The sequence below is a fragment of the Kribbella sp. NPDC023855 genome (assembly GCF_040639475.1).
In the GTDB taxonomy this organism is placed as follows: domain Bacteria; phylum Actinomycetota; class Actinomycetes; order Propionibacteriales; family Kribbellaceae; genus Kribbella.
In genome coordinates this window covers 770,695-797,178 of sequence record NZ_JBFAAA010000002.1, presented here as the reverse complement: position 1 = coordinate 797,178, position 26,484 = coordinate 770,695, and the positions used below count along the sequence as shown (strand labels likewise).

Genomic DNA, 26,484 nt, shown 5'->3' with positions numbered 1-26,484 from the left:
AAAGCTTGTGGAGTCAGATACCCGCGGGGGAACTCCGGACCTATCGTTTCGATAGTGTCGGCGGTTCACGACGAACCCGGTGGCCGGGATGCGAGGGTGAACCATTGTGACCGCTCAGCTCGAGTACCCCGACTTGGAGGACAGCGAGGCGCTGCTGTCGATCCAAGGCCTGTGGAAGGTCTTCGGACCGAAGGCCGCCCGTGTCCCCCGCCGGCCGGAGCTCGCGGGGCTGACCCGGTCCCAGCTGCTCCACCAGACCGGCTGTACGGCGGCCGTCCGCGATCTCAGCTTCGACGTCGCCCCCGGCGAGGTCTTCGTGGTGATGGGCCTGTCGGGGTCCGGTAAGTCGACGCTCGTCCGCTGCCTGACCCGGCTGATCGAGCCCACCGCCGGCAGCATCATCTTCGAGGGCGAGGACCTGCGCGCCGCCGACGAGAAGCGGCTGCGGACGCTGCGCCGGAGCAAGTTCTCGATGGTGTTCCAGCACTTCGGCCTGCTCCCGCACCGCAAGGTGATCGACAACGTCTCCTACGGCCTCGAGGTGCGCGGCGAGAGCAAGCCGGACCGCCGCCGCCGCGCCCAGGAAGTGATCGACATGGTCGGCCTGAGCGGCAACGAGAACCTGTACCCCGAGCAGCTCTCCGGCGGGATGCAGCAGCGGGTCGGCCTGGCCCGCGCGCTCGCCGGCGACCCCGACGTACTGCTGTTCGACGAGCCGTTCTCCGCGCTCGACCCGCTGATCCGCCGGGAGATGCAGACGGAAGTCGTCCGGCTGCACCAGGAGGTCGGCAAGACGATGGTGTTCATCACCCACGACCTGTCCGAGGCGCTCAAGCTCGGCGACCGGATCCTGCTGATGCGCGACGGCGAGGCGGTCCAGCTCGGCACCGGCGACGAACTCGTCGGGGCTCCCGCCGACGACTACGTGCGCGACTTCGTCCGCGACGTACCGCGCGCCGACGTCCTCACCCTGCGTTGGATCGTCCGCCCGCCGCGCGACGGCGAGCCGCTGGACGGCCCCGAGCTCGGCCCTGACGTCCTGGTCCGCGAGGCGACCCGGCTGGTCCTCGAGGCGGACCGTCCGGTGAAGGTCGTGGCCGACGGGCAGCTGCTCGGCGTGATCGGCGACGAGGAGATCCTCGCCGTCGTCGCGGACCGGGAGACTGCCCCCGAGCGTGCTGCCCGGCACTCGTCCTGATGGCTTCCATCACCAACTCGCTCGAGCTCGAGGTCCGGCGGCCGCGCCGCGGGGTGGTCGTCGGCGTCCTGCTGGTCGCCTGGGTGGCCGCCTGGTTCCTGCTGAAGGGCGTCAACACGCTCGCGCTCGGCGGTCAGGAGACCACCGGGCTGCATCGCTGGCTGACCGACCAGCGCGACTTCCTGGGCGGCGGCAACGCGTTCCTCGACGCGATCCGGACCGCCGTCGACCAGCTCGTCATCCTGTTGCAGGCGGTCATCGCGCAACCGTCGTACGGGCGGCCGGTGCCGGTGATCGGGTGGCTCGGGGTCGTCGCGGTCGCGGCGTACCTGGCCTGGGCCTTCGGGAACTGGAAGGTCGCGGTGCTGACCGCGGCCGGGCTGACCTTCCTCGGGCTGCAGGGGTTGTGGCAGGAGAGCATGGACACGCTCTCGCTGACCATCGCGGCCGTGTTGCTGGCGCTGCTCGTCGGGATGCCGCTCGGCATCTGGGCCGGGTTGTCGGATCGGGTCTTCAAGGTCGCGACGCTGATCCTCGACCTGATGCAGACGCTGCCGACCTTCGTGTACCTCGCGCCGCTCACGCTGTTCTTCGCGATCGGCCCGGCCGCGGCCACGATCGCCACCCTGATCTACGCGGCTCCGCCGGTCGTCCGGCTCACCGCGCACGCGATCCGCTCGGTGCCGCGCGAGAGCGTCGAGGCGGCGCGTTCGCTCGGCTCGTCGGGCGGCCAGACCCTGTTCAAGGTGCTGCTGCCGATGTCGCGCAGTACGGTCGTGGTCGGTATCAACCAGACGATCATGGCCGCCCTGTCGATGGTGACCGTCGCCGCGCTCATCGACGCACCCGGCCTCGGGCAGACCGTGCTCAAGGCGCTGCAGACGCTCGACGTCGGGGTCGCGTTCAACGCCGGCCTCGCGATCGTCGTCCTGGCCATCGTGCTCGACCGGGTCACCACCGCGGCCGGCGACCGACCCTGGCGTACTGCGAGCCTGCGGCGCAAGGTGCTGCTCGGCGTGGGTGCCGCGGCGGTGTTGGTCGCTGTCTGGTTCTCGCGGACCTACGTGTGGGCGGCCGAGTTCCCGACCGGCGCCAACGTGGGTTCGAAGATCGCGGTTGCCACGACTGACGCAACGAACTGGGTGCAGGATGTCTTCGGCGGGTTCACGTTCGGTCTGCGCGACGCGGTGACCAAGGGCGTCCTCAATCCGCTGGAAGCCTTGCTCACCGAGTCGCCGTGGTGGCTGGTTGCCGTGGTCATCGTTGCGCTGGCCGCGTTGCTGGGCAGCTGGCGAGGCGCAGTACCGGCTGCTGTTTGCCTTGGGCTCCTGGTCGCGACCGGGGTGTGGCACGACAGCATGGTCACGCTCGCCTCGACTCTGCTCGCCACCGTCGTGGTCGTCGCCGTCGGGATCGTGCTCGGCGTGTGGACCGGCCGCAACCGTCGCGCCGACAGCTGGCTGCGGCCGGTGCTCGACGCGGGCCAGACGATGCCGCCGTTCGTGTACCTCGTACCGTTCCTGGCGCTGTTCGGGACCAGCCGGTTCACCGCGATCGCGGCAGCCGTCGTCTTCGCCGTACCGGTGACCACCAAGATCGTTGCCGACGGCATCAGGGCGGTACCGGTCGCGACCGTCGAGGCGGCGAACTCGGTCGGCTCCAGCACCTGGCAGGTGATCAGCAAGGTGCAGCTTCCGGTGGCCCGGCGGGCGATCACGCTGGCGGTCAACCAGGGCCTGATCTACGTCCTCTCGATGGTCGTCGTCGGCGGCCTGGTCGGCGCCGGCGCCCTCGGGTACGACGTCGCCGCCGGCTTCGCGCAGAGCGAGCTGTACGGCAAGGGACTCGCCGCCGGGCTGGCCATCGTGCTGCTCGGCGTGATGCTCGACCGGATCACCCAGGCCGCGGCCCGGCGTACCCGGAAGTTCAAAACCGTTAGAGGAGACAACCTGTGGTGACCAAGAAGCTCCGCACTGCTGGAGTGCTGACTGCGCTGGCGCTGGCGCTGACCGCCTGTGGGGGTGCGAAGGTCGGGGAGTCCGACAAGCCGGCCGCCGGCAGCAGTGGCAAGGAGTGCGGCACCTTCAACCTGGCCGTCAGCCCGTGGGTCGGGTACGAGGCGAACGCGGCCGTGGTCGCGTACGTGGCGACCAAGGAGCTCGGCTGCAAGGTGGTGAAGAAGAACCTGAAGGAAGAGATCGCCTGGCAGGGCTTCAGCACCGGTGAGATCGACGCGAACCTGGAGAACTGGGGTCACGAGGACCTGAAGAAGAAGTACATCACCGAGCAGAAGGTCGCGGTCGAGGCCGGGCCGACCGGCAACAAGGGCGTGATCGGCTGGTACCTGCCGCCGTGGCTCGCGGCCGAGAAGCCGGAGCTGAAGGACTGGAAGAACCTCAACAAGAACGCGGCCCTGTTCAAGACGTCGGAGTCGGGCGGCAAGGGACAGCTGCTGGATGGTGACCCGTCCTTCGTCACCAACGACGAGGCGCTGGTGAAGAACCTCAAGCTCGACTTCAAGGTCGTCTACGCGGGCTCGGAGACGGCGCTGATCCAGGCGTTCCGGGACGCGGAGAAGAACAAGAAGCCGGTGATCGGCTACTTCTACGAGCCGCAGTGGTTCTTCAACGAGCTGAAGCTGGTCAAGGTGGACCTGCCGCCCTACACGGCCGGTTGCGACGCGGTCCCGGCGAAGATCGCGTGCGACTACCCGTCGTACGAGCTGGACAAGATCGTCTCGAAGAAGTTCGCCGACTCGGGCAGCCCGGCGTACGAGCTGGTGAAGAAGTTCAACTGGACCAACGACGACCAGAACGTGGTGGCGAAGTACATCGCCGAGGACAAGCTGACGCCGGACGCGGCCGCCGAGAAGTGGGTCAAGGACAACCAGGCGAAGGTCGACGCCTGGCTTGGTAAGTAACTAGCCGGTTGGTTTTGGGAAGACACCTGGGCCGGGAGTGAGGATTCCGGCCGGGTCGACGCGGCGCTTGAGTTCCTGGAGCTGGGGCCAGCGGGCGCCGTAGTGGTCCGCCCAGTCGTCCTGGCTGAACGGAACCGACTCGATCGGGTACCGCGTGCCGCCGAGCGCGCGGGCCCGGTCGTACAGCCGGCGGTTCCGGGCCAGCATCTCGTTGGCGAACTCCGTGCTGGATTGGCCGGCCGTCATCACGGTGAAGAGGTAGACCCATTCGGCGTCGTCCCGCGGCAGGCTGAGCGACGGCCTGGTGAGGCGGGACCGGCGGTGGGCGTAGAGCAGGACGAACCCGCCGGCGCCGATGTCCCGCGGGGTCAGGTTGCCGACCACTTCGGTGACGTACTGCTCGACGGTTGCTTCTGGCAACCATACGGTGAGCCACGGCTTGGCCAGGTTGTCCCAGTCGAGCAGCTCGCGCAGTTGCTCGACGGCGACGTCGATGCGGGTCACGTGCGGAAGGAAGTCGCTCTGGCTCAGCTCGGTGGCACTCGGGGTGAGACCGCGGAGCAGGTGGGCGTCGTCGGGCGGCTCGGCCTGTGAGTGGAAGGTGAAGGCGTTGAGGTGCTGGACCTCGCCCTGCTCACCCGGCCGCCACCAGTCGCCGTAGATCTCGCTGATCTCTGCGCGGTGGAGCAGCGAGCGGAAGTCTTTGAAGAAGTCGCGGATGTCGGGGTAGGTGAGCTCGTGTCCACGGACCTGGTCGGGCGCCGGTCCGAGACCGACCGTGGCCTTGGTGATGATCCCGTACTGCCCTAGTCCCGCGAGAACGGCTTCGAAGAGCTCGCGGTCTTGCGTGGTCGAGCACTTGAGCAGCTCCCCGGTGCCGGTGACCACCTCGAGCTCGATCACGCTGTCCACCTGACCACCGGACTGGATCGCGGGCGGGATCCCACCGAGCGACAATGTGCCACCCAGGCTGAGGCCAAGAAAGCCGGTGAGTGCGGGCGGGGTCAAGCCACGTTCATGCGCCGCGTTGGTCAGCGTCAGCCAGTCGACTCCTGCGTCCACCACGGCGCGATCATCTTGGATCTCGTGGATCGTGTTGAGCGAACGCATGTCGATCAACAAGCCGTTGACCAGCCCCTGCCCGTGCGTGGTGTTGGCCAGTCCACGAGCCGCCACCGGAACTCCGTGCCGTCCACAAAACTTCACCATCGCTTGGATGTCACGCACAGACCCCGGCCGCAGGACAGCCCGCGGAGTCCTCCTCACATACCGGCCCGCGTCGCGAGAAACCTCCTCCACGCTGACCTCGTCGACCAGCAGCTCCCCATCCAGCCCACGCGCCAACCCAACCCACTCAACCATCAAGCCCTCCCACCGCAATCCGCCGCCGAACCCGCTCCACATCAAACCCTTCCCCCACCGCCAACGGCACCCCCACCCGCAATCGCAACTCCTCAGCTTCCTGCAGCAGCTCCCGCGCCCGCCGAGCCGCCTCCGAGGCGCCCGCCGCCTTTGCGCCGTGCGCTTCGCGCGCGGCGGCTTCGGCAGCAGCGGAGTAGGCAGCAGCTAGACCTTCCAGTGCCAGGGCGATGGCACGTTCGTCTCCTGTGGTCAGTGCTGCGGCATGCGCCTCGGTTTGCAGTTGGAGAGCCGTGGCGTGGTCACCCCGCTGGTCTGCGATGAAACCGAGCTGGGTGAGGATGAACGACACCCCCGACGTACCGCCGACCTGCCGCAACCACCCCAGCCACTTCGCCAGGTGCTGCTCCGCCTTGTCCAGCTCACCCCGCCGTCGCGCCGTCATCCCGAGTCCGACCTCGGCGTACTCCTCCGCCGACTTGTTCGACTGCTCGATCGCCAGTCGCCGCGCCCGCTCGTGCAACTCGTCAGCCCGGTCGTAGTCCCCGGTGAGCATCGCGATCCGCCCCAGCCCCGACGTACGGAACGACACCTCCGTCCACATCCCCAGCTCCTCCGCCAGCCGCAGTGCCTCCTGCAGCCGCTGGGCAGCCGTCGGGTAGTCGCCTGAGATCTCCGCGGCCACGATGAGCGAGTAGTTCGCCTGCAGCAACCCCCACCCGTCGCCGAGCTCCTCGAACAACTCCGCACTCTGCAGGCCGTCCTTCATCAACGCCGGGAGGTCAGCGTGCGTCAGCGACAGCTGCGCCCGGGTACTGAGCGCAGCAGCCAACCCCCACCGATCCCCGAGCCGCTCGAAGGTCGCAATAGCCCGGTCAACCCGCTCCATCAGCTCACGACCATCGCCGTACGCCCACTGCGTCGCCGTCAGGAACCACTCGGCTCGCGCGCGACCCTGCGCATCATCGACCGACTCATACAGAGCCAGCGCCGCCTCACTGGCCTCCGTCAGGTTGCTGCCCTCCGCTGCCGTCGCAGAGAACCCCACACTCCACACAGTCGCCGCAGCGCGCGCAGCATTCGCAGGACCCGGTACTGCGAGCGCAGCGGCCAGGGCGCGCCTGCCTTCGCCCAGGCGGCCCCGGAGGTACCAGTACCAGGCCATGGCGTTCACCAGTCGCAGCCCGGTCGTCGGTGACGCGTGCTGGAGAGCCAGCCGCATGTTGGCGCTTTCCAGGTCCAGCCGGCTCAACCACAGCCGCTGGTCGGCGCCACGGAGATGCGGTTCCGCCTGCTCAGCCAGGGATGCGTAGTACGCCGAGTGACGGCGCCGCAGCCGCGGCTCCTCGCCGGACTCGACCAGCCGCTCGAGGCTGTAAGCGGCGACAGTCTCCAGCAGCCGGTACCGGCCATCGGTGGAGACCACCAGCGACCGGTCGACCAGCCGAGCCAGTACTTCGGCCGGCAGGCCGCCGACCTCCTCCGCAGCCTCCAGGCTGAAGCTGTCCGCCTGTACTGCGAGCCGCCGGAGGAGCGTCTGCTCCTCCTCGCTCAGCAGCTCCCAACTCCAGTCGATGGTCGCCCGCAGAGTCCGCTGCCGCTCCGGCACCCCACGCCCACCCGCCAACAACCGGAACCGATCATCCAGCTTCGCTGCCAGCCCCTGCACCCCCAGCGCCCGCACCCGAGTAGCCGCCAACTCCAACGCCAACGGAATCCCATCCAACCGCCGACAAATAACCCCAACAGCGACGTCCTCAGCTCCCGTGCGTGTGGTGAGGGTCTGGAGAGGGGCACCTGCGGCGGCTGCTCGGTCGCGGAACAGGCGGGCTGCAGCCTCAGGATCCAAAGGATTCACTTCCAGCAGGTGCTCACCCGCCAGGCCCAGCGGCTCGCGGCTGGTCGTCAGCACACGCAGTCCAGGCACCTCCGCCAGCAGAATCCCCACGAAGTCAGCTACGGCATCAACAAGATGCTCACAGTTATCCAGCACCAGCAGCGTCCGCCGAGCCCGCAACGCCTCAACCAGCCGCTGGCACAACTCCAGCCCCACCGCCGGAGCCGGCACCCCCACCACGTCATCCCGCAGCCCCACCGCAGCAGCCACCGCATCCAACACATCCACATCCCGCACAGCAGCCAACTCCACCAAAACCACCTGCCCGACCTCGCCGTCCGCAGCCCCGCGGGCCAGCTCCAGAGCTAGTCGGGTCTTCCCCACCCCGCCCGGGCCGATCAGTGTCAGCAGCCGGGTCTTCTCCAGCAGTGCCCGGGCCTCCGCCAGCAGGTCCTCCCGCCCGATCAGCTCGTTCACCGGCGCAGGCAACCGGCTGCCCGGGCTCACAGCAGAGCCGGCAGTCAACGCGGGATCATGCCGCAGGATCGCCTGATGCAACGCGGCCAAGTCCGGCCCCGGATCAGCCCCCAGCTCCTCAGCCAGCAACTCCCGGTACTCCGCGAACGCCTTCAGCGCTTCGTCCTGCCGCCCGGCCCGATACAGCGCCCGCAACTGAATCCCCCGCACCCGCTCCCGCAACGGATGCTCCACCACCAACTGCGCGACCTCACCGAGCAGAGTCCCCCGCCCAGCCTGGCCACCCCGCAGAACATCAGCCTTCAACCGCGCCTCGAGCAGATCCTCCGCAGCGGTCAGCCGCAACTCCTCCAGCCGATCCCGCGCCGCCCGGGCGAACTCACGATCCGCGACCTCCGCGTACGCCGCCCCTCGCCACAACCCGAGTGCCTCCTGCAGCACCTCGACCTGCCCGGCCGCCCGCCCCACCAGCCGCTCGAAGTTGTTGCTATCGACAACCTCCGGCGGCACCTCCAGGGTGTAGCCGCCCGGCCCGTGCGTGACCAGAGCCCGACCGCCCGGCTCAGCCCGCGCGAGCGTAGTACGGAGCTGAGATACGCGGGCCTGCAGTGTGCCGGAGGCGTTCCGTGGCGGTCGGTCGCCCCACAGGTCGTCGATCAGTCGGTCGGCCGAGACCGGCTTGCCGAGGTTGACCAGGAGATCCAGTAGCAACGCGCGCACCTTGGTGTCCGGCACGATGACCGGCTCGCCCGCGTCTGTCCGCACCAGCAGCGGCCCCAGCACCCCGAAGTACACGGTGCAACAGTAGCCAGCGCTACGGACACCCGTAGAGAATCCGTAGCGGGCTTCCGCAGGATCAAGGCATGACCAACAACCACGAAGCAGTCACAGTCATCGGCCTCGGCGCCATGGGCTCCAAGATGGCCGAGACCTTCCTCGCCGCCGGCCACCCGACCACCGTCTGGAACCGTACGCCGGGCCGCGCCGCGAAGCTGGTCGCGGCCGGGGCCACTGAGGCCGGCACGGCGGCAGAGGCCGTCGCCGCCAGCACTCTCGTAGTGATCAGCCAGATCGACTATGCCGCAATGAACGACTCCCTGGAGGGCGTGGACATCACCGGGCGCGTACTGGTGAACCTGAGCTCCGACAGCCCGGACCGGCTCCGCCAGGCCAGCCGCTGGGCGCAAGAGCGCGGCGCCACCCTCATCACTGCTGGAATCATGGTCCCGCCGCCGGGGATCGGCCAGCCGGGCGCCTACTCCTTCTTCAGCGGGCAGCGCGACGTACTGGAGCAGCACCAGGCGACGCTGGAGGCACTGGGTCGCGTCGACTACGTCGGTACCGATCCTGGGCTGGCGATGCTCTACTACCAGGCCATGCTCAACCTGTTCTGCACGACGCTGATCAGCTACATGTACTCCGCGGCCCTGGTCGGCTCGGCCGGGATCAGCGCCGAGCAGCTCCGGCCGTACGCCGCGACGATGATGAACGAGCTGGCCGACGAAGGCCCGATGGGCTACATCAAGATCCTCGCCGGCGAGATCGACGCAGGTAACTACCCCGGTGTGGAGAACAACCTCCACATGATGGCGGTCGGCAGCGAGCACATCGCGCAGGCCTTCTCCCAGGCGGGTCTGGACGTCACCCTGCCCAGCGCGGTGGCCGCTCTGTTCGCCCGGGCGGACGCTGAGGGCCACGGGCTCAAGGGGTTCAGCTCGATGACCGAGACGATCCGGAAGCCAGCAGCCTGACGCTCGCCGCGGCCGGCGCCCCGGCGTACAGGTTGAAGGGTGGTTGAGCTTGTCCGCAGCTCGGGGCAACTATCACGCGGCGCGCGAGCAACGCCGACGACACGCCGGAAATCGGACAGAACCGGGTAGCGTCGGTTCCATGATCATCGTGACAGCTGCACTGAAGGGCGGGGTAGGCAAGACAACCACGTCGGTGTACTTGGCCGCGCTGGCATCTTCCAACCGTCGCACAGCCACCCTCGTCGACGCCGATCCGCAGGGAAGCGCCGCGGACTGGATCGCCGATTCCGACGACGACCACCTGGCCAGGATCGAGATCGCGGAGGCGCCGACCGAGCGGCTCCTCACCAAGGCACTGGACAAGGTGCCACCGGAGGGCATCGGGGTGGTGGACATGCCCCCGTCGCACGAGCGCCTGCTGAACAAGGCACTCGAGCGGGCCCGCATCGTCATCATCCCGACCCGGGTCGGCGGCGTCGAGACACCCCGGGTGAAGGCGGTGCTGGAGCTGGTACCCAAGGAGGTGCCGGTCGGCCTGGTGATCTGCTCGGCGCGCACCTACACGCGCAGCTACCAGGAAACGATGCAGCAGTACGCCGAGGAGAACATCCCCGTCTGGGGCACCATCCCCGAACGAGTCTCCATCACCGCCGGCCCCACCGGCCCCCTAGCCGAAGACGGCCTGGAGTCCTACCGCAAAGTCTGGCGCAAGATCCTCGCAGCCGCCCGCAGTTGACCCCGGACGCTGCGCGGGTGCCGGATAACAGCACCCACGCAGCTCCTCGGCCGCAGCAAGCGCGAAGTCCCGGCTCCTCGTCGCGGCATGTCCCGAGCGACAGGAGGTAGTCCGCACGGGACGGAGCTCGCACGCTCGGCGGGTAGGTCGGTGGCCCGGAATCGGCGACTACCTCCCGTCGCTCGGCACGAAGCCGGCCCGGCCGAGATCACGCTGAGCGTCGGTCCATCTCCCGCTGGCGAGGTGACGCGCAGCGTCACGAGCCGGGATCGGCTACCGGGTGAGGGGTGGTTCGCCTCTTACGTAGGAGCGGATGACTGTGGTGGCGGCGCCGCGGGCCCAGTCGTCGAAGGTGTGGGAGCGGAGCATCAGGCGGCAGTCGCCGGCGGCGCCGAAGGCGTGTTCGCTGAAGGTCTGGCGCATGCGCTGGTCGTACAGGTCGTAGTCGGCGACACCCTCGCCGGCGATCACCACCAGGTCCGGGCCGACCAGGTTGACCATCGCGGCGAGCGCCGAGCCAATCACGTCGCCCGCGCGGTCGAACGCCTCCCGAGCATGCTCGTCACCGCTGTGCGCCAACTCGATCGCACCGGATAGATCCAGCTCCGCACGACCGGTCGTCTCGCGCACCCGCGCCAGGATCGCGTCCGACGAAGCGACCGTCTCGACGCAGCCGCGGCGACCGCAGGTGCAGACGAGATCGCCGGGCGCGAGCGGCAGATGCCCGAGCTCGCCCGACACCCCGTACGCACCGGAGACGACCTCGCCGTTGATGTAGAGCCCGCACCCGACGCCGGACCCGATCGTCACCACCGCGAACGAGTCGGCATCCACGCCGACCCCGAACCAGTGCTCAGCCACCGTCAGCGCGCGAACATCGTTCGACACCACGACCGGAACGTCCAGCTGCTCGGACAGCAGCGCAGCAACCGGCACGTCCCGCCAGCCCATGAACGGCGAGTCCCGTACGACGCCGCCGCGCGCGTCGACGTCACCGGAAACCGCCACCCCGATCCCGATCAGCGGGCCGGCCGGATCGAGCGGATCGTCGAGCGTCTCGATGAGTTCCTTGGCGAGATCTGCCAGGCGTTCGAGTACCGCCTCGGCGGAGGTGTCGGTCACCGGCTGGTGCCGGACCGCGCGAATCCCGGCCCGGAAGTCGGTCGTCACCCCGATCAGGTCGGTCGGTGTCACCTTCAACCCGATCACAGAGATGCTGTCCGGGACCACGGTCAGCGGGCTGACCGGCCGCCCGATACCCAGCTCTGCACGGTTCTCACCGGCATCATCACCCGGTACTGCGACCGGCTGGTCGGTCACGAACCCAGCTTCGATCAACGGCGCGACGGCTTTGGTGACGGCGGCTTGCGACAGCCCGGTCCGCCGCGCGATCTCCACCCGCGGAATCGGCCCCTGAGTCAGGATGCGGGTCAGCACCTCGACCCCCGCCGGAGTAGCGAGCGGCAGCGGGCGATTCAGGCGCAACGACACACCCCCAAACTACCGGCGCCAGGTGTACTTCCCAGCCCGCGCCGCTCGGGGTGATGTAAGAAGCCGTCGCCGGACGACATGGCAAGGGGGCGGCGGCGCCGTGGGGTCAGTGCGGGGTGGTGTTGGTTTCGCCGAGGGTGGGGGAGGTTAGGGCCCAGCGGATGGTTTGGGTTAGGCCGGTGCCGGCGGCTCGGACCAGGGTGCTTTCGGCTAGGGGCATCAGTGGGAGGCGTAGGGGCCAGCGGGTCCACCAGGGGAGTAGGCCGACTGCGGCGGCCGTCAGTACGGCGTACGCGGGGCGGGCGGCGAGTGGTACTGGCGGGTGGACGAGGATGAAGCGTGCGGCCTGCCTGGCCTCTGTCGTGCCGCGTAGTTCCGGCCTGTACTCCGCCAGCATCTGCCGCAACTCCAGTTGCGTGGTAGGCGGGTCCACGACGCCCAGTGCGCGAGCCACCCGAGCCGTGTCCTCGACGTACCCGTCGCACTCCAAAGCATCCAGCGGCGCAGCACCATAGCGCTGGTGCGCGGCCAGGAAGCTGTCCACCTCCGCAAGATGCACCCACTTCAACAGATGCGGGTCAGAAGCCCGGTAGTGCACGCCGTCAGGACTAGTCCCCCGCACTCGCTCGTGCACCGCCCGTACCCGAGCAACCGCCTCCTCGGCGTCCGCAGCAGCGCCGTACGTCGTGATGGCCAGGAAGAAGCTGGTCCGTTGCAGCCGTCCCCACGGGTCGCCGCGATAGCCCGAGTGCGCCGACACCGCCGCCATCGCAAGTGGATGCAACGACTGCAGCAGCAGCGCCCGCAGCCCACCCGCGAACATCGAGGCGTCCCCGTGCACGCGCCGGATCGGGCGATCCGGCGCGAACCACCTAGGTCCGGCGGTGTTGTGAACCTGGGCTCGCGCAGCCCGCGGATCCGGGCCGGCCACCTTCGTCATGATCATCCGAGCCAGCCCGTCCCTCAGCGGGTCGAGCAGACTCTCCTGGGCAGTGGCGGACATATGTCCAGTCTGCCCACCACTCCAAGCCGCCAGTCACTGGCTGACCTCCACGAACACAGGGTTCGTGTAGAGCCAGGCGTCGCTCGGGTAGCCGGCGAAGCTCGCGGCACTAGGACTGTTCACGTACTCACCGCGCTGCGCATTGGTCGCTCCACGGAAGGCAACCCACGCCGGATCAGCGTCGCCCTGCGAACCGGGCGCACCCTCCATGCCGATGCAGACGCCGCTGTCCCGCCAGCCCCGAAGCTCGTGCGGCGAGTCGATGCCCAGCCGCAGCGGGTGGTTGGCCAGCACGAGCACATCGTCGACGTACCCGCTCTGCTTCTGCGCGGCCAGCCACTGCAGCGCCTTGAGGGCGTGCTGCTCGTTCTCGGGCGTGCTCCCCGAGCGGCCGGTCAGCTTGCCGTCGTACTCGCGCTCGAACTGCTGGAGCAGCGCGACGTCGTTCGGCCCCGGCGCGACCAGGAGCGTGCCGTGCTCGGCGGCCGGGATGTACCACTCCAGTCCCTGGAAGATCAGCATCCGCGGGTTCTCCGCCCGCGCCTTCAGCACCTCCGCGTGCTCCGCCTGCGCGCCCTTGTCGGCGTGGCCGAAGTTGCTGTGCTCGGTGAACGCCATCCAGTCCAGCCCGAACTGCGCCCCGCGCTGCGCGAGCTGCGTGAAGTCGTACTTCGCATCGTGGCTGTACCGGCTGTGCACATGATGATCGCCCACCAGATAGACCAGCTCAGGATCCCCGTACGCCGTACCGGGGCTGGCCGCCGCTTCACCGGCACCGATCCCGGCCACCGCGAAGCCCGCACCCAGCAGCCCGGCACCTCGGATCAACCCGCGTCGCGACACCCCCTGCGGATCCAGCGACTCGTCGGGAACGTCCGGATCGGCCCAGGCGGGGACTTGCTGCGCGGTCATGGCGGAACCTTTCTTGTGCTGACATGCCACTGTCAAGGTCCTCGATGACTCGAAGATGTGCACAGCATGAACGACTCGCTCCACCGATCGATCATTGTCATATACCGATGAACTGACTATGGTTGCGCGCATGTCCTCCTCCGAGATGCGCGAGCCGACGTTCCTCGTCCTGGCCGCCCTGGCCGACGGCCGCAAACACGGCTACGCGGTGATCACCGAAGTCGCGGGCCTCTCCAGCGGCCGGGTCACCCTCCGCCCAGGCACCCTGTACGCCGCCCTCGACCGCCTCCGCGCCGAAGGCCTGGTCCGGCCCGCCGGCGAGGAGATCGTCGAAGGCCGCCTCCGCCGGTACTACGAACTCACCGACTCCGGCGCCGAGGCGCTGGCCACCGAGGCCGCCCGGCTCCAGTCCAACGCGGACCAGGCCATCAGCCGGCTCCGCCTTCGCCCGGCGAGCGGGGGTGGGGTCGCGTGAGCGCCCTCTGCCGCGCAGTACTCAAGTGCTACCCGCGGTGGTGGCGGGACCAGCATGGCGAGGAGGCGCTCGGGCTCCTGCTCGATTCGGCCGACGCCCGGGGTCGCGTCGACTCGCGTGATCTCCTCAATCTGGCCCTCCACGCCGTCCGGCTGCGCCTCACCAACGCAGGTCCGCCCACGCTGGTGCAGGGAATCCGGAACCGGGTCTCCGTGATCGCGGTGTCGCTGCTCGCGGCGATCTGCAGCATCTTCCTGATCTTCGGTGAGTGGGCGCCCTGGGACCCGCGGACCAGCCTGGAAGCTTCACCGATCGGCAATCTGACCACTGGTTCGATCTGCTTCTCCGCGGGGCTGCTGGCCGCGATCGCCATGATGCTCGGCCGCGCCACCGTCGCGCGATGCCTCGCGGCCTTCAGCGCGATGAGCGCACTGGCGATGATGGCGCCGCCGCTCGAGCAACTGGCCGAAAGCTCCGGTTTCACCCGGCCGCCGGGCGCGCTTCTAGCTTTCTTGGCCGTCATCGGCGCGCTCGCGGCTGTCGGTGAGCCGCTGCGGCCTCGCGCTTCCCGCGGCTTGTTCGCCTTGCTCGCAGCCGGACCGTCGCTCGGTGCTGTGCTGGTGACAGCGCTGACGCTTGGGCCGGAGCCGTGGTTCTTCTACCGAATGCCCGACCAGGTCGCGCTGCGCTTCGTCGGTGGAGGCTTGCTGGGGATCGCCTTGCTGGTGGTCGCCGTCGTCCTGATGATCGGCGGAAGCCGGGTCTGGGCCGCGGCACTCGCGGTGAATTCCCTCCCCTGGCTGACCCTGCTCGCGTACGTACCGTTTCTGGGCGGTGTCAGCGGACTGCCGATGGCGGGTGCCGGCCTGCTGGCGACAGTGATCGCGGCGGCGCTGCTGATCGGGACGGCAGCCGTCACCCTCGACCGCCGGCTTCAGCCGACCCGGAACTCGGTCTCCAGAAGCGAGTAAAGCAGAGAGTCCCGCCAGGCGCCGTTGGTGAAGACGTGGTGGCGGAGCCGGCCTTCGTAGCTGAATCCGAGCCGCTTGACGACGGCTACGGAGGCCAGGTTCTCCGGGCCGATCGCGGCGCTGATCCGGTGCAGGTCGAGCGTCCCGAACCCGAACTTCACCAGCGTCCGGGCCGCATCGGTCGCGTAGCCGCGGCCCCAGTGGTCCGCGCCGATCGCGTAGCCGAGCTTGCCGGCCCGCGTCCCGCTCGGCGCGATGCGTCCGAAGCCGATCACCTGGTCGTCGTCAAGGCGGGTGACGGCGAGCATGTAGTCGGGCCGGTCCTCCTGAGCGGACCGGGTGACGATCCCGGTCAGCATCTTCTCCGCCGACTCACGGGTGTGGCTGTCGAAAGCCATCCAGCTGGTCACCCGGTCGTCACCGACGATCGCGAAGAAGTCCTCCAGATCCTCCGGCCGCAACTCGCGCAGCCTGATGCCATCGCCGGTGAGCGGATCCATCCCGCCTGCTACCGCGGGAAGGTCTGCATCGGCGTACGGGTGAACATCTCGATCTCTTCCTGCAGTTCGCGGGCATCGTCCGCGCGGCCGGACTGGCGCAGTGCCTGGTGCACCCGGCGGGCTGAGTGCACGACGCCGTTGATCCGGCGCTCGGCGGGCAGGCCCAGGACCGGCGCGATCGCGTCGGCGGCGCCGTCCAGCTCACCGTTCGCGATCCGGGTGATGGCCATGGCGGCGTGGCTGCCGGCGGCGTCGCCGAAGGCCCACTCGGGGTGCGATTGGTCGGTGTAGGCGTCCACTGCCTGCCGAGAATACTGCTCGGCGGTCTCAACTTCACCCGGGAGCCAGGCGAGCGCGTCGGCCGCGTAGTACAGCTGGCGGTTGCGGCCGAAGGTGCACAGGCCGCCCATCTCGTCGAGGTCGTCGGCCCGGACCGAGCCCCAGGCGTTCTCCGCGCGGACCAGCGCGGCGCGGGCGGCGTCGGCGTTGCCCAGTGCGGCCCAGGCGCGGGCCTCGCTGACCGGGAGCCAGACCCCGGTGGTGCTGTTGGCCTGCTCGGCGTAGCCGGCGCCCAGCTGGGCGTACCGGACCGAGTCGTGCGGGTTGCCGGCCCAGTAGGAGACCAGCGACTGCAGCCCGCGGACCCAGGCGCGCAGGCCGTGGTGGTCGGCGTTGTCGGCGCACAGGAAGGCCGTCCTGGCCTGAGTCAGGGCGGCGTGCGGGTTACCGAGGTCGTGGGACGCCTTGGCGAGCAGACCGCCGGTCACGCCACCGAGGAAGTACAGCTGCCGCAGGTGTTCCGGACGCTGCCGGCTCTCCAGCAACGCGAAGACCAGGTCCTGCGTCTCGACCAGCTGGCCGAGGATCTCCGGCAGCGGGCGCTGCGGATAGGCCTTCGCGACGTGTCTCACGTCGTCGTACACCTGTTCCATGGCCTCGCTTCCGAGACCGGTCTGGGCCGCGAGGGCAAAAGCCCGCGCACGGCTGGCAGCCATGTCGAGTACCTCCATCTCATTACCTGTCGTGATCCGTCCACTCGGTGCAGGCGCCGGCGCCACCTGGGCGGCCTGCTCGGGGACGTACGGGGCGAGGAGTTCCTCGACCGGCTTGCCGAACATGCGTTGCAGGGTGCGCCGGGTCTGTGGAGTGGTCCCTGCGCGCTCGCCCGATGCGAGGCGCCGCAGGTGCCGCTCGGTGATGGTTCCACCCAGCTCGACGAACTCGGCGACGATCTCGGAGTAGGTCTGGTTCCGGCGCTGGATCAGGTGCGCCAGGACCGTTCTTGGCGTATACCTACCCGCCATCGTTCCTCCCGTTCACGTCAAGTAGACGTTGTCTCGACTCATGCCCCACGACAAGGTGCAGTCCTCCAGATGTCCGCCAGAGGTCCTGAAGAGGTCCGGCAAAGGTCCGGTCCAGGTCCTAGAGCGGTCACGGTCGGCTTGTGCACCATTACTGCCATGACAACCAGTAAGTCCAACTGGTTGCAAGGGCTGAGAGTTACGGGGTGAGCAAGCAGTGACTGTTGCAGAAATGACGTCGAGGCAGCACCGGCGCAGAGTGCGGGTCTGGTTCGGCGAGCACGTGATCGCGCAGTACGTCGCGGAAGCACCGCTGGCGGCGCGGTACGAGCAGGCCATGAGGCGGCGTTTCGCCGGTCTCCGGGTCACCAACGACCTGCTCGGCCCGCAGCAGGACAGCGACATCTGACCAAGCTTCCGGGTCCTCCTCAGACCCGGAGCTGCTCCTGGGGACTCCTCACGTCCAGGAAGCAGCGATCGAAGGTCCGGGGCACTCCTCAGTCCCGGACGAAACCCGAGGTGCGGTCCGGGGCCTCCTCAGCTCCGGACCGCACCGCCCACCGGCCCGGCTGGGCCGGCGGCTGAGTCCCTGTATCGCCGCCGCCCAGCCGTTCCAACCCACCTCCTGGCCGACACCTCGGGCCGGGCGGGGCAGTGGCTTCTGACACCTCACCAGAAGCCGCACTCCGAGGTGGCCGACTCCGCTGTGTGACCGCCGCGCCTGGGCGGTCACGCAGCGGAGCCATTTCCGGCCCTCGCCGCCATTCCAGGCTTGCGCCCGGCCGTCACTGCCGTCCCGGCGTCGTGCCCGGGCCCTGCTGACGTCCCGGCCTCGTGACCGAGATTCGCCGCCATCCGGCGCAGTACGTCGATGGTCTGCAGGTACTCCGCGTCGACGATCCCGTTCGTGACCCGCAGGCGCTGCGCGTGGACCTTCCCGGTCAGCTGCTCCAGCGCGGTCGCTCCATCCGGCGTCAGCCGGTCCCCGTCGAGCCAGCCGCGCTCCACCAGCGGAGCTGTGAACGATGCCAGCTCGTCCGGTCCGCCGGACAGGAACGGCGCGAGGGTCACCGCGATCGGGGCGTCCTCGCGGGCGGCGTTGAGGATCTGCCACTGGCGCCGGTTCAGCCCGTCCGCGGCGAGCACCTCCTCGAAGGACTGCTCGAGCAGCCGGTCCACTTCCTTCAGCCACCATCCGATAGGCTTGTTGTCATCTGACATATACATGTCAATCAGCATATATTCAGGAGGGCAAATGGTCGACCCCGTGGCCGAGGTCGAGGCGGCGATGGTGGTGATCCGCCGCCGGCAGACCCGGCGGATCCTCGCCCAGGCGGCCGGCGTACCGGAGGATTCGGCTCAGCAGGTGGTCGACGCGATCGAGGCGGCCGGAGCCACTCCGATCAGCGTGAGCGGCGTCGCCGAGGCGCTCGGCGTCGACCAGCCCCGGGCCAGCAAACTCGTCGCGGCCGCCGTCGGCGCCGGCCTGGTCCGGCGGGAAGCCGACCAGCTCGACGGCCGGCGCATCAATCTCGTCCTCACCGAGGCGGGCCACGAACGGCTAGCCGCCGTCCACCGGTTCCGCCGGCAACGCTTCGCCACCGCGATGCACGACTGGCCCGACGCCGACAGGCAAGCCTTCGCCACGCTGCTGACCCGCTTCGTCAGCGGCCTCGACCACCGCTGACCGCGACGTACACCGCGAACGGCGCGTCGGGACGCACGCCTTCCTGCCCTTCGACCAGACCGTCGGTCCGGATCTCTCCGGCGTACTGCATCCCGAGTCGTTCCATCACCGCGCGAGAGGCCAGGTTGTGCCGCTCGGTGAACGCGATCACCGAGCGAGCGGCCAACGCGTCGAAGGCGTAGTCAAGCGCGCAGCGGCCGAGTTCGGTGGCGTAGCCGTTGCCCCGGGCTGAGCCCAGGAGCGCCCGACCCAGCTCCAACCGGTCGGCCACCCACCGGCCGTCGTCGGCGAGCAGGTCCGCGATCTGGCGGGTGGCATCGTCATCGGTCCCCAGCCGATCCAGGCCGCCGCGTCCGACGAGTTCACCGGTCGAGCGTTCGTAGGCCATCCACTTGCTGACGCCGTTGGCTTCCCAGCGCGACTGGTACTCCGCTGCCCGGCGTACCGACTCCGCCGTGGACCAGGCTTCGGCGTACCACTCTGCGACCCATGGGTCGGCGTGCAGCCGCTCGAGGTCCGCTGCATGTCCGGGTAGGACCTCACCCGGTCCGGTGATCGGCACGAGCCTCAGCCGCTCGGTGAATTGGGTCCGGACGGTGTGCGCCACGATGTCGCGGAGGCGGCGGTCGCCGTCGGTGCGGTTGACCATCAGGAGCTCCAGGTTGTCCGGTCCGACCCAGGCGCTCAGGTCGTGCTTGCCGACTTCCAGCCGAGGCCGGGTCAGGTCGCCGTCGACAGTGACCAGGTAGTCGACCTCCCGGCGTACCCGGCCCTGCCACTCCCACTCCCAGTCGGTGACAGTCGCGACGATCTTCCGGACCCGCCAGCCGGTCTCCTCCTCGACCTCCCGGGCCAGTGCCTGCTCTGGGGTCTCCCCGGCCTCCAGATGTCCGCCGACGATGTCCCAGATCCCCGGCAGCAACCGCCGGTCTGCAGTACGCCGGTGCACGTACACCCGCTGCCGCTCGTCCCGGATCAAAGCCCCCACACAGTCCACTGGCCGCATGTCTCCAAATTAGTGCCCTGCGCCCGTGGCAGAGTCACCTCTCATGTCCACGGCCACACCCCCTCCAGTACGCCGGTACGTCAGCCAGGCGGTCGGCATCGGCTTCGCCGTTGCGTTGGTCTGCGGAGTGGGTGGCTCCTTCGTGGCTGAGGACGTGGTCGGCGGACTGGGGCGCCTGCTCAACCACGACGAGTTCGCCCTGCGCGTGCTCGGTTGGTGCTGGGGCGGGCTGCCGTTCGTAGTACTGGTCCTGGCCTATAGCCAGCGCCATCGCCTGTCGCAGCGCGCCAAGCGAGGGTTCACCTATACCGTCACGGCCTGGGCCGCCAGCGGCGCGCTCCTCATTCCCGGTCGGCACACCAGTGCGGAGGAGAGGTTCGGCGAGGCCTATCTCGACTCCCGGCCGCTCGGGTTCGGCTGGGCCGCGGGCTTCATGGCACTGTTCGCCACGTTTCTAGTGGCCGGTCTCCTGGCCGTTGTCTGGCGCAAGCTCACCGGCACCGTCACCAGGCAGTCAGTGACCACCCTCAACCGAGGCCTCACCGTCCTCTGGGTCCTGTTCACAGTCGGCGGCCTGGTCGCAGCCCTACTCGCCCCCATGCCCTGACGGTGCTGGCAGCCCTAGTCTCGTGGTGCTTCGGTGACTCGGTTGGGCATGAACATGACTGCGACGACCAGGAGTACTGCGGCCGCGGCAGCGCCGTAGTACACGTCGTGGATGGCTGGCGCGAGGATCTCGCCAGGGAGATGTTCCAAGTCGCCGTGGCTGTCGCCGAGCCGGCTGGCCACCACTCCGTTCGCGACCGCGCCGAAGATGGCCACACCGACCGCACTGCCGACTGAGCGGGCGAACATGTTGGCGCCTGTCACGACTCCACGGCTCTTCCAGTCGACTGACGACTGCGCTGCCACCACCGCGGGCGACGCGGAGAAGCCGAGGCCGATCCCGATCACGAAGCAGGCGAACGCGAGGTAGACGACCGAGCTCGACGGCTTGACGGTCAGCAGCAGACCCGCGCCGGTCACCACGAAGGCCGAGCCGATCACCATCGTGGTCCGGAACCCGAGCCGCAGGTAGAGCCGGCCGGCGAGCGAGGCGGCGATCGGCCAGCCCAGCGTCATCGCGGCGAGCGCGAAACCGGCCACCAGCGCCGACGTACCGAGCACGCCCTGGGCATACAGCGGCACGTACGTCGACAGCCCGATCATCAGGACGCCGACGAGCAGTGCGGAGGAGTTGGCCGAGTTGAGGACGCGGTGCCCGAGCACCCACAGCGGCAGGACCGGCTCGGCGGCGCGTCGCTCCACGAACCCGAAGGCGACGAGCAGCAAGGCGGCGACGGCGAGGATCGCGATGCTGGTGACCGAGTCCCAGGCCCACACCACGCCGCCCTCGAGCAGGCCGAGGAGCAGCAGCGAGCCGCCGACCGCGAGCAGGATGGTGCCGGCGTAGTCGATCTGTGGCTTGGTCGTCCGGACGACGTTCTCCTTGAACCGGCGGTAGAAGACCAGGCCGGCGGCCAGACCGAGCGGGACGTTGACGAAGAAGATCCAGCGCCAGGAGACGTAGTCGGAGAACACGCCGCCGAGGGTCGGGCCGACGAAGGACGCGATCCCCCACACGCTGGCGATGTAGCCCTGCACCTTGGCCCGCTCGGCGACCGAGTAGATGTCGCCGACGATCGTCATCGCGATCGGCTGGATCGCACCGGCGCCGAGGCCCTGGATCAGCCGGAACGCGATCAGCGCGGGCATGCTCCAGGCGAACCCGCAGAGCACCGAGCCGAGCACGAAGAGCACCACGCCGAGCAGCATCACCGGCTTGCGACCGCGCAGGTCGGCGAGCTTGCCGTAGATCGGCACCGAGACCGCCTGGGCGAGCAGGTAGATGGAGAACAGCCAGGGGAACTGGGTGAAGCCACCGAGATCCTCGACCACCGACGGCACCGCGGTCGCCAGGATGGTCGCGTCGATCGCCACCAGCCCGACACTCAACATCACCGCGAGCAGGATCGGTCCACGCTCCGACCGCAGCCCCACCCCGGCCCGATCGATCCGCTCAGTAGTCATGACAAAGTCCAACCTAACTCCCCGGACAACGATTCCCCGACCGCCTTTTCACCCACTGGACCAGCCGCGGCAGCGGCTGCGGGGGACACGGGTTTCGGGGCGGTGGGGGCGGTTGGTGGGTACTCTCCGTGGGTGAGGATGCGCGGGCTGCTCAGGGTGGTCGTGCTCGTGGTGACCATCTCGCTGACGTTGGTGTTGCTGCCGATCGCGATCAACGTCGGCACCGGCGGGACCGCGCCGGACTTTCTCGCGCCGTACGTCGGGTGGACCTGGCCCGCGATCGGGGTGTTGTGGCTGGTCGCGATCGTCACCGGGCTGGCGGAGTACCGGAGTCGGCGAACGGTCGGGCTCTCGGCGCGTTCGGCCGACCAGCCGCGCAACCGGCCGAACGCGCTCGCCCGGGTCGACCGCTACCTGGCCGACCGGTTCGCCGGTTCGCTCGCCTCGCAGACCAACCTCGCGCTGGCCCTCGACGTCAGCCCCGAGGCGGTGATCCGCCCGTACGACCTGCTCGTCCAGCCGCTCGACGGCAACGTCACCGAGATCCGCGAGGACGCCGACATCGCCGCGGCCTTCGACGACCTCCAGGACTCCATGCTGATCCTCGGAGCACCCGGCGCCGGCAAGACCACGCTGCTGCTGGAGCTGGCCCGCTCCCTCGCCGCCCAAGCGCACAGCAATCCCAACAGCCCGATCCCCGTCGTTGTCGACCTGGCCAGCTGGACCGCGTCCACTGCGCGCGAGGAAGACGATGACCCGGCCGACAGCCCTCTACTCGCAGGCTTCATCCGTTGGCTGCTAGCCGAGCTGACCAACCGGTACCAGATCCCCGCCGCAGTAGGCCGAGTCTGGTTGAGCAAGGGCCGCCTCGGCCTGCTACTGGACGGCCTGGACGAAGTAGCCCTTGCCCACCAGGAGAAGCTCGCACCTGTACTGGCCGAGCTGGGCCAGCGTTACCTGGTCGGCCAGCTAGCCGTCACCTGCCGCATCCAGGAGTACGAGCAACTGCAGCACCGCCTCAAGCTGTACGGCGCTGTCCGCATCCGCCCGCTGAGCCGGCGCCAGGTGCTCGACTACTTCGCCTCCGGCGGCGAAGAGCTAGCCGGTGCGCTGGCTGCCCTCGAGCGGGACGAGGACCTGTGGGACCTGGTCAACTCGCCACTGATGCTCAACGTCATGGCGCTCGCCTACCAAGGCCGGGACGCCCGCGAGGTCGCCGCCGGAGTACTGGCCGATCACCGCAGAGACCTGTTCGACACTTTCATCTCCGAGGTGCTGGCTCGCTATCGCCCGAGCAGCCCGCACTTCGAGTCCCGCGCGGCCGTCCGCTCGCTCTGGTGCCTTGCCTGGTGGACACGGACGCGAGCCGGCGACCGCATCGAAGTACCGCGTCGACTGACGCCGAACGGCTGGTACGGCCTGGTCCTCCCCGCAGTCGGCTACCTGGCCCACATGGTCTGCCTGCCGGCCCTCTTCGCCGGCCTGGCCGCCGGATCCGCCGCAGCCGCCACCGCCCTGTACGGCGTATCGTCCGGACTCGCAGTCGCCGCAATCGCACTGGTGCTGGTCCATGTGCGACCACACACCTGGTGGACGCTGCAGCAAGGCAGGGACCAACCCCGTGGGCGATTGCTCGCGGTCATGATCTGCGCAGGCGCCGTCGCCGGCCTGGCATCAGCCCTCGTCGTGACGGCTCTGGTTGAGAGCCTGCCGGCTTGGCTCGGCCTGGCGCTCCAAGGTGTGGTGGTCTGGGTCTCCTTCGGTCTCGAGTACGTACTGTCGGTCAACAACCTGCGTCGCCTGCTGCTCACCGTGCGCCTGCTCGGCGTCACCGCGGCAAGCTGGCTGGTGTTCAACGCTGTCGATCACCCGACCGACTTCGTGGCCGGCTCCGCCATAGCGCTGATGGTTGCCCAAGGCATCCGTTTCGTGAAGGCGCTGCCGATGGATCATCTGGTCTATCCGCACAGCAAGGAAGAGCACGCCGGCGATCGGTGGCGGATGGACAAGTGGACCGGTACCGGTGCGCTTGCCGGTCTGCTCGTCGCTGTTGCCCTCGGCGCGAGTCTGTGGTGGAGCAACGGCCTCGAGCCGGTCATGGGCATCGTGGCGGGCACGGTTGCCGCGAAGGCCTGGCGACGGCGTGCACCGGTCTTCGCCGGTCCTCTGTCGCGCGGACTGCATGGCTTCCTGCTCCGGTGGAGCGGATACCTGCCCTGGCGTCGCGGCGCCTTCCTCCGCTACGCGGCCGAGCGCTACGTGCTGGCCAAGACTGGCCGAGGCGAGTACGCCTTCATCCACCTCCTGGTGCGCGACCACCTGGCCGAGTGCGACCCAGACACGCTGGCAGCCAAGGTAGACGAGCGCATAGCCGCCAGAACCTCCCCCAGCTCCCTAGCCCGCAGCCGCTGAGCCGCAGGAGCCAGCCGCCCACACCCGCCACGCGACAGCCCGCCAGCCGGCTCACACCCGCTACGCGACAGCGCGCCAGCCGGCCCACACCCGCCACGCCCCAGCGCGCCAGCCAGCCACACCCGCCACGCCCCAGCGCGCCAGCCAGCCCACACCCGCCACGTCCCAAGCGCTCGCTAGTGCGCAGCCGCGAGCACCTGGTCAAGGATGAGCGACCACTGCCGCACGATGCCGCGGCGCCGGGCTGCGTCGTCGGTCAGGAGGTCGGCCAGCCCCAGGCCGCGAGCCATGTCGAGCACCCCCTGGACCGTCTCCCGCACACCCGGCGTGCGCTCCTCCACCTCAAGCACCTCCAGCAGAGCCCGATGCGCCTGCCGCCCGACATGCGCCTCCAGCCGCACGATCTGCTGGCGCAGCGGCTCCTCGGTAGACGCCGCAACCCACAGGTGCAGCGCAGCACGGAACAGCGGACCCGTGTAGACGTCAGCAAGCATCCCCACGATCGCCTCGGTCCGCCCCTTGCCGCTGGGCAGTCCCGCGGCCTGCTGCCGAATCTCCGCCAGCCGCACCTCGGTCATGTACTCCACTGCCGCCGCAAACAGATCAGCCCGCGTCGGGAAGTGGTGCTGCGCCGCTCCCCGGGACACACCCGCCCGAGCCGCCACCACCGCGACAGTGGTCGCCGAGTAGCCCACTTCGGCCAGCGACTCGAGCGACGCCACCAGCAGCTTCTGGCGAGTCGCCCGGCTCCGATCCTGCTGCGGCTCCCGCAGCACATCACTCACAGCGAGTCCAGGGGTTCACTCACGCGTAGCCTCCCGAGCTCGCAACTCACGCCGCAGGATCTTCCCCGACGCAGCCTTCGGAACGGCATCGATGAACTCCACCTGCCGGATCTTCTTGTACGGCGCGACGCGCTCCGCGACGTACTCGATCACGTCGGCCTCGGTCAGCTCCACTCCGGGCATCGGGACGACGAACGCCTTCGGTACTTCGTTGCCCTCGATCTGGACCCCGATCACGGCGGCATCCGCGATCCGGGTGTCGGTCAGCAGCACGGCTTCCAGCTCGGCCGGCGGCACCTGGTACCCGTGGTACTTGATCAGCTCCTTGACCCGGTCGACGATGTACAGATAGCCGCGCTCGTCCACGTGACCGAGATCGCCGGTGTGGAGCCAGCCGTCCGGATCGATGGTCGCGGCCGTCTCCTCGGGCCGGCCCAGGTACCCCTTCATCACCTGCGGGCCGCGGATCCACACCTCGCCGACCTCACCCGCCGGTACGTCGTTGCCGTCGGCACCGACGAGCCGCATCTCGGTGGACGGGAAGAGCTTGCCGACGGCACCACGTGGCGGATCGACGTCGTCCTGCGGTACCGAGTGCGTTCCCGGCGACAACTCGGTCATCCCATAGGCCTGCAGTACTGCGTGCAGCCCAAGCCGCTTGGCGCACGCCTCGGCCAGATCAGCGTCGAGCGGTGCCGCCGCCGATGTCACGTACTTCAGTGAGGACAGGTCAACGCCATCGACCGCCGGGTGCTTCGCCAGCGCCAGCACGATCGGCGGTGCGACGAAGGCCCGGGTGATCTTCTGTTCGTCGAGCACGGTCAGGAACTGCTGCAAGTCGAACTTCGGCAGCACCACCACGGTGACACCGAGCCGCAGCGGCAGATTCATCAGGACGGTCAGCCCGTAGATGTGGAAGAACGGCAGGATCGCGATCAGCCGCTCGCCGTCCGCGAGGTTGATCATCGGCTCGGCCTGGGCGATGTTGGTGGCGATGTTGCGATGCGTCAGCATCACGCCCTTGGCCGCACCGGTGGTCCCACTCGAGTACGGCAGCACCGCGACGTCGTTGGCCGGATCGATGTCGACCACGGGCTCCGGCGCCGTCGACGCGAGCAGCTCCAGCACCGACCGATATCCCTCGGCCGTGTCACAGACCAGGATCTCCTGTACGCCGGTTCCTTCCACCGCGGCCGTCGCAACCGGCAGGAAGAGCGAAATCGTCACCAGCAATTTCGCCTTCGAGTCCACGAGTTGCTTGTGCAGCTCGTTCGCCGTGTAGAGCGCGTTGACCGTCGTCACCGTGGCGCCCGCGCGGGTGGCGCCGTAGAAGACGGCCGGATAGATGATCGTGTTCGGGCTGTAGAGCGCGACCGTGTCACCGTGCACGATGCCCAGCTCGGCGAACCCGGCCGCGATCCGCCGGCTCATCCCGTCGAGCTGCGCGTAGCTGATCTGCTGCCCGGTGACGCCGTCGATCATGGCCGGCCGGTCACCGTACTCCTGGGCGCGGCCGAGCACGGCGTCGTGGATCGGCATGTCCAGGATCGCGACGGGCGGGTACTCACTCTGAATGACCATGGCGGGGTCCTC

23 protein-coding genes are annotated in these 26,484 nt (G+C 69.0%); 11 read left to right on the top strand and 12 right to left on the bottom strand.

Translation table 11 applies throughout. From position 1 onward, the window contains the following. Positions 1-106 precede the first annotated feature (106 nt). From AB0F51_RS09555 to AB0F51_RS09545, 3 genes are read left to right on the top strand one after another with little or no spacing between them, the layout of a single operon-like run. Complete coding sequence (locus AB0F51_RS09555) at positions 107-1,198, top strand: glycine betaine/L-proline ABC transporter ATP-binding protein (protein WP_360276604.1); 1,092 nt, start codon at positions 107-109, stop codon at positions 1,196-1,198. Further along, entirely contained in the window at positions 1,198-3,156 is a 1,959-nt protein-coding gene (locus AB0F51_RS09550; RefSeq protein WP_360276601.1) for an ABC transporter permease subunit, read from the top strand. The genes AB0F51_RS09555 and AB0F51_RS09550 overlap by 1 nt, the downstream gene beginning before the upstream one ends. Continuing rightward, complete coding sequence (locus tag AB0F51_RS09545; protein ID WP_360276598.1) at positions 3,153-4,118, top strand: ABC transporter substrate-binding protein; 966 nt, start codon at positions 3,153-3,155, stop codon at positions 4,116-4,118. The genes AB0F51_RS09550 and AB0F51_RS09545 overlap by 4 nt, the downstream gene beginning before the upstream one ends. Here AB0F51_RS09545 and AB0F51_RS09540 read toward each other — a convergent pair whose 3' ends face one another. Together AB0F51_RS09540 and AB0F51_RS09535 are read right to left on the bottom strand one after the other, a co-directional pair. Then, positions 4,119-5,480 carry an FAD-binding protein gene (locus AB0F51_RS09540; RefSeq protein ID WP_360276596.1) on the bottom strand — a complete coding sequence of 454 codons (1,362 nt, stop codon included), beginning with the start codon at positions 5,478-5,480 and terminating at the stop codon, positions 4,119-4,121. It abuts the gene before it with no gap. After that, positions 5,473-8,586 carry a BTAD domain-containing putative transcriptional regulator gene (locus AB0F51_RS09535; protein ID WP_360276593.1) on the bottom strand — a complete coding sequence of 1,038 codons (3,114 nt, stop codon included), beginning with the start codon at positions 8,584-8,586 and terminating at the stop codon, positions 5,473-5,475. The genes AB0F51_RS09540 and AB0F51_RS09535 overlap by 8 nt, the downstream gene beginning before the upstream one ends. 68 nt (positions 8,587-8,654) lie before the next feature. On the opposite strand from AB0F51_RS09535, the gene AB0F51_RS09530 reads away from it, so the two are divergent. Continuing rightward, on the top strand, positions 8,655-9,542 hold the full coding sequence (locus AB0F51_RS09530; RefSeq protein WP_360276590.1) for an NAD(P)-binding domain-containing protein: 888 nt from the start codon (positions 8,655-8,657) through the stop codon (positions 9,540-9,542). Positions 9,543-9,681: 139 nt separating this feature from the next. After that, complete coding sequence (locus AB0F51_RS09525; protein WP_360276587.1) at positions 9,682-10,278, top strand: ParA family protein; 597 nt, start codon at positions 9,682-9,684, stop codon at positions 10,276-10,278. A gap of 273 nt (positions 10,279-10,551) precedes the next feature. On the opposite strand, the gene AB0F51_RS09520 is transcribed toward AB0F51_RS09525, so the two are convergent. The 3 genes from AB0F51_RS09520 to AB0F51_RS09510 form a co-directional block, all read right to left on the bottom strand. Next, positions 10,552-11,769, bottom strand: a complete 1,218-nt coding sequence (locus AB0F51_RS09520) for an ROK family transcriptional regulator (protein WP_360276585.1) — start codon at positions 11,767-11,769, stop codon at positions 10,552-10,554. Positions 11,770-11,875: 106 nt separating this feature from the next. Beyond that, positions 11,876-12,772 carry an oxygenase MpaB family protein gene (locus tag AB0F51_RS09515; RefSeq protein WP_360276583.1) on the bottom strand — a complete coding sequence of 299 codons (897 nt, stop codon included), beginning with the start codon at positions 12,770-12,772 and terminating at the stop codon, positions 11,876-11,878. A gap of 33 nt (positions 12,773-12,805) precedes the next feature. Beyond that, positions 12,806-13,684 carry a PHP domain-containing protein gene (locus AB0F51_RS09510; protein WP_360276580.1) on the bottom strand — a complete coding sequence of 293 codons (879 nt, stop codon included), beginning with the start codon at positions 13,682-13,684 and terminating at the stop codon, positions 12,806-12,808. A 130-nt stretch (positions 13,685-13,814) separates the two neighbouring features. Here AB0F51_RS09510 and AB0F51_RS09505 point away from each other — a divergent pair, with 130 nt between their 5' ends. Together AB0F51_RS09505 and AB0F51_RS09500 are read left to right on the top strand one after the other, a co-directional pair. Further along, complete coding sequence (locus tag AB0F51_RS09505) at positions 13,815-14,159, top strand: PadR family transcriptional regulator (protein ID WP_360276577.1); 345 nt, start codon at positions 13,815-13,817, stop codon at positions 14,157-14,159. Continuing rightward, positions 14,156-15,130: a hypothetical protein gene (locus AB0F51_RS09500; RefSeq protein WP_360276575.1), complete on the top strand. Its 975-nt coding sequence runs from the start codon at positions 14,156-14,158 to the stop codon at positions 15,128-15,130. Before AB0F51_RS09505 ends, AB0F51_RS09500 begins: the two co-directional genes overlap by 4 nt. Here the strand turns inward: AB0F51_RS09500 and AB0F51_RS09495 are convergent. Together AB0F51_RS09495 and AB0F51_RS09490 are read right to left on the bottom strand one after the other, a co-directional pair. Next, complete coding sequence (locus tag AB0F51_RS09495) at positions 15,094-15,630, bottom strand: GNAT family protein (protein ID WP_360276573.1); 537 nt, start codon at positions 15,628-15,630, stop codon at positions 15,094-15,096. The two genes, AB0F51_RS09500 and AB0F51_RS09495, sit on opposite strands and share 37 nt — an antisense overlap. 8 nt (positions 15,631-15,638) lie before the next feature. After that, positions 15,639-16,934 (bottom strand): XRE family transcriptional regulator, encoded by a 1,296-nt coding sequence (locus AB0F51_RS09490; protein ID WP_360276570.1) that lies wholly within the window; start codon positions 16,932-16,934, stop codon positions 15,639-15,641. Positions 16,935-17,163: 229 nt separating this feature from the next. Here AB0F51_RS09490 and AB0F51_RS09485 point away from each other — a divergent pair, with 229 nt between their 5' ends. After that, positions 17,164-17,340 carry a hypothetical protein gene (locus AB0F51_RS09485; protein WP_360276567.1) on the top strand — a complete coding sequence of 59 codons (177 nt, stop codon included), beginning with the start codon at positions 17,164-17,166 and terminating at the stop codon, positions 17,338-17,340. A 320-nt stretch (positions 17,341-17,660) separates the two neighbouring features. Here AB0F51_RS09485 and AB0F51_RS09480 read toward each other — a convergent pair whose 3' ends face one another. Further along, on the bottom strand, positions 17,661-18,158 hold the full coding sequence (locus AB0F51_RS09480; protein ID WP_360276565.1) for a hypothetical protein: 498 nt from the start codon (positions 18,156-18,158) through the stop codon (positions 17,661-17,663). Positions 18,159-18,186: 28 nt separating this feature from the next. Between AB0F51_RS09480 and AB0F51_RS09475 the strand changes: the two genes are divergently transcribed. Beyond that, positions 18,187-18,618, top strand: a complete 432-nt coding sequence (locus AB0F51_RS09475; protein ID WP_360276562.1) for a MarR family winged helix-turn-helix transcriptional regulator — start codon at positions 18,187-18,189, stop codon at positions 18,616-18,618. Here the strand turns inward: AB0F51_RS09475 and AB0F51_RS09470 are convergent. After that, positions 18,596-19,624, bottom strand: coding sequence for a GNAT family N-acetyltransferase (locus AB0F51_RS09470; protein ID WP_360276559.1), 1,029 nt, complete (start codon positions 19,622-19,624; stop codon positions 18,596-18,598). The genes AB0F51_RS09475 and AB0F51_RS09470 overlap by 23 nt on opposite strands. Before the next feature lie 43 nt (positions 19,625-19,667). Here AB0F51_RS09470 and AB0F51_RS09465 point away from each other — a divergent pair, with 43 nt between their 5' ends. Further along, positions 19,668-20,231 carry a hypothetical protein gene (locus AB0F51_RS09465; protein WP_360276557.1) on the top strand — a complete coding sequence of 188 codons (564 nt, stop codon included), beginning with the start codon at positions 19,668-19,670 and terminating at the stop codon, positions 20,229-20,231. A gap of 14 nt (positions 20,232-20,245) precedes the next feature. On the opposite strand, the gene AB0F51_RS09460 is transcribed toward AB0F51_RS09465, so the two are convergent. Continuing rightward, positions 20,246-21,694, bottom strand: a complete 1,449-nt coding sequence (locus tag AB0F51_RS09460) for an MDR family MFS transporter (RefSeq protein ID WP_360276554.1) — start codon at positions 21,692-21,694, stop codon at positions 20,246-20,248. A gap of 138 nt (positions 21,695-21,832) precedes the next feature. Between AB0F51_RS09460 and AB0F51_RS09455 the strand changes: the two genes are divergently transcribed. Then, positions 21,833-24,106, top strand: a complete 2,274-nt coding sequence (locus AB0F51_RS09455) for an NACHT domain-containing protein (RefSeq protein ID WP_360277263.1) — start codon at positions 21,833-21,835, stop codon at positions 24,104-24,106. 176 nt (positions 24,107-24,282) lie between these two features. On the opposite strand, the gene AB0F51_RS09450 is transcribed toward AB0F51_RS09455, so the two are convergent. Beyond that, complete coding sequence (locus tag AB0F51_RS09450) at positions 24,283-24,891, bottom strand: TetR/AcrR family transcriptional regulator (protein WP_360276551.1); 609 nt, start codon at positions 24,889-24,891, stop codon at positions 24,283-24,285. Between the two features lie 15 nt (positions 24,892-24,906). Beyond that, on the bottom strand, positions 24,907-26,472 hold the full coding sequence (locus AB0F51_RS09445; protein ID WP_360276548.1) for an AMP-binding protein: 1,566 nt from the start codon (positions 26,470-26,472) through the stop codon (positions 24,907-24,909). Positions 26,473-26,484: the final 12 nt, after the last annotated feature.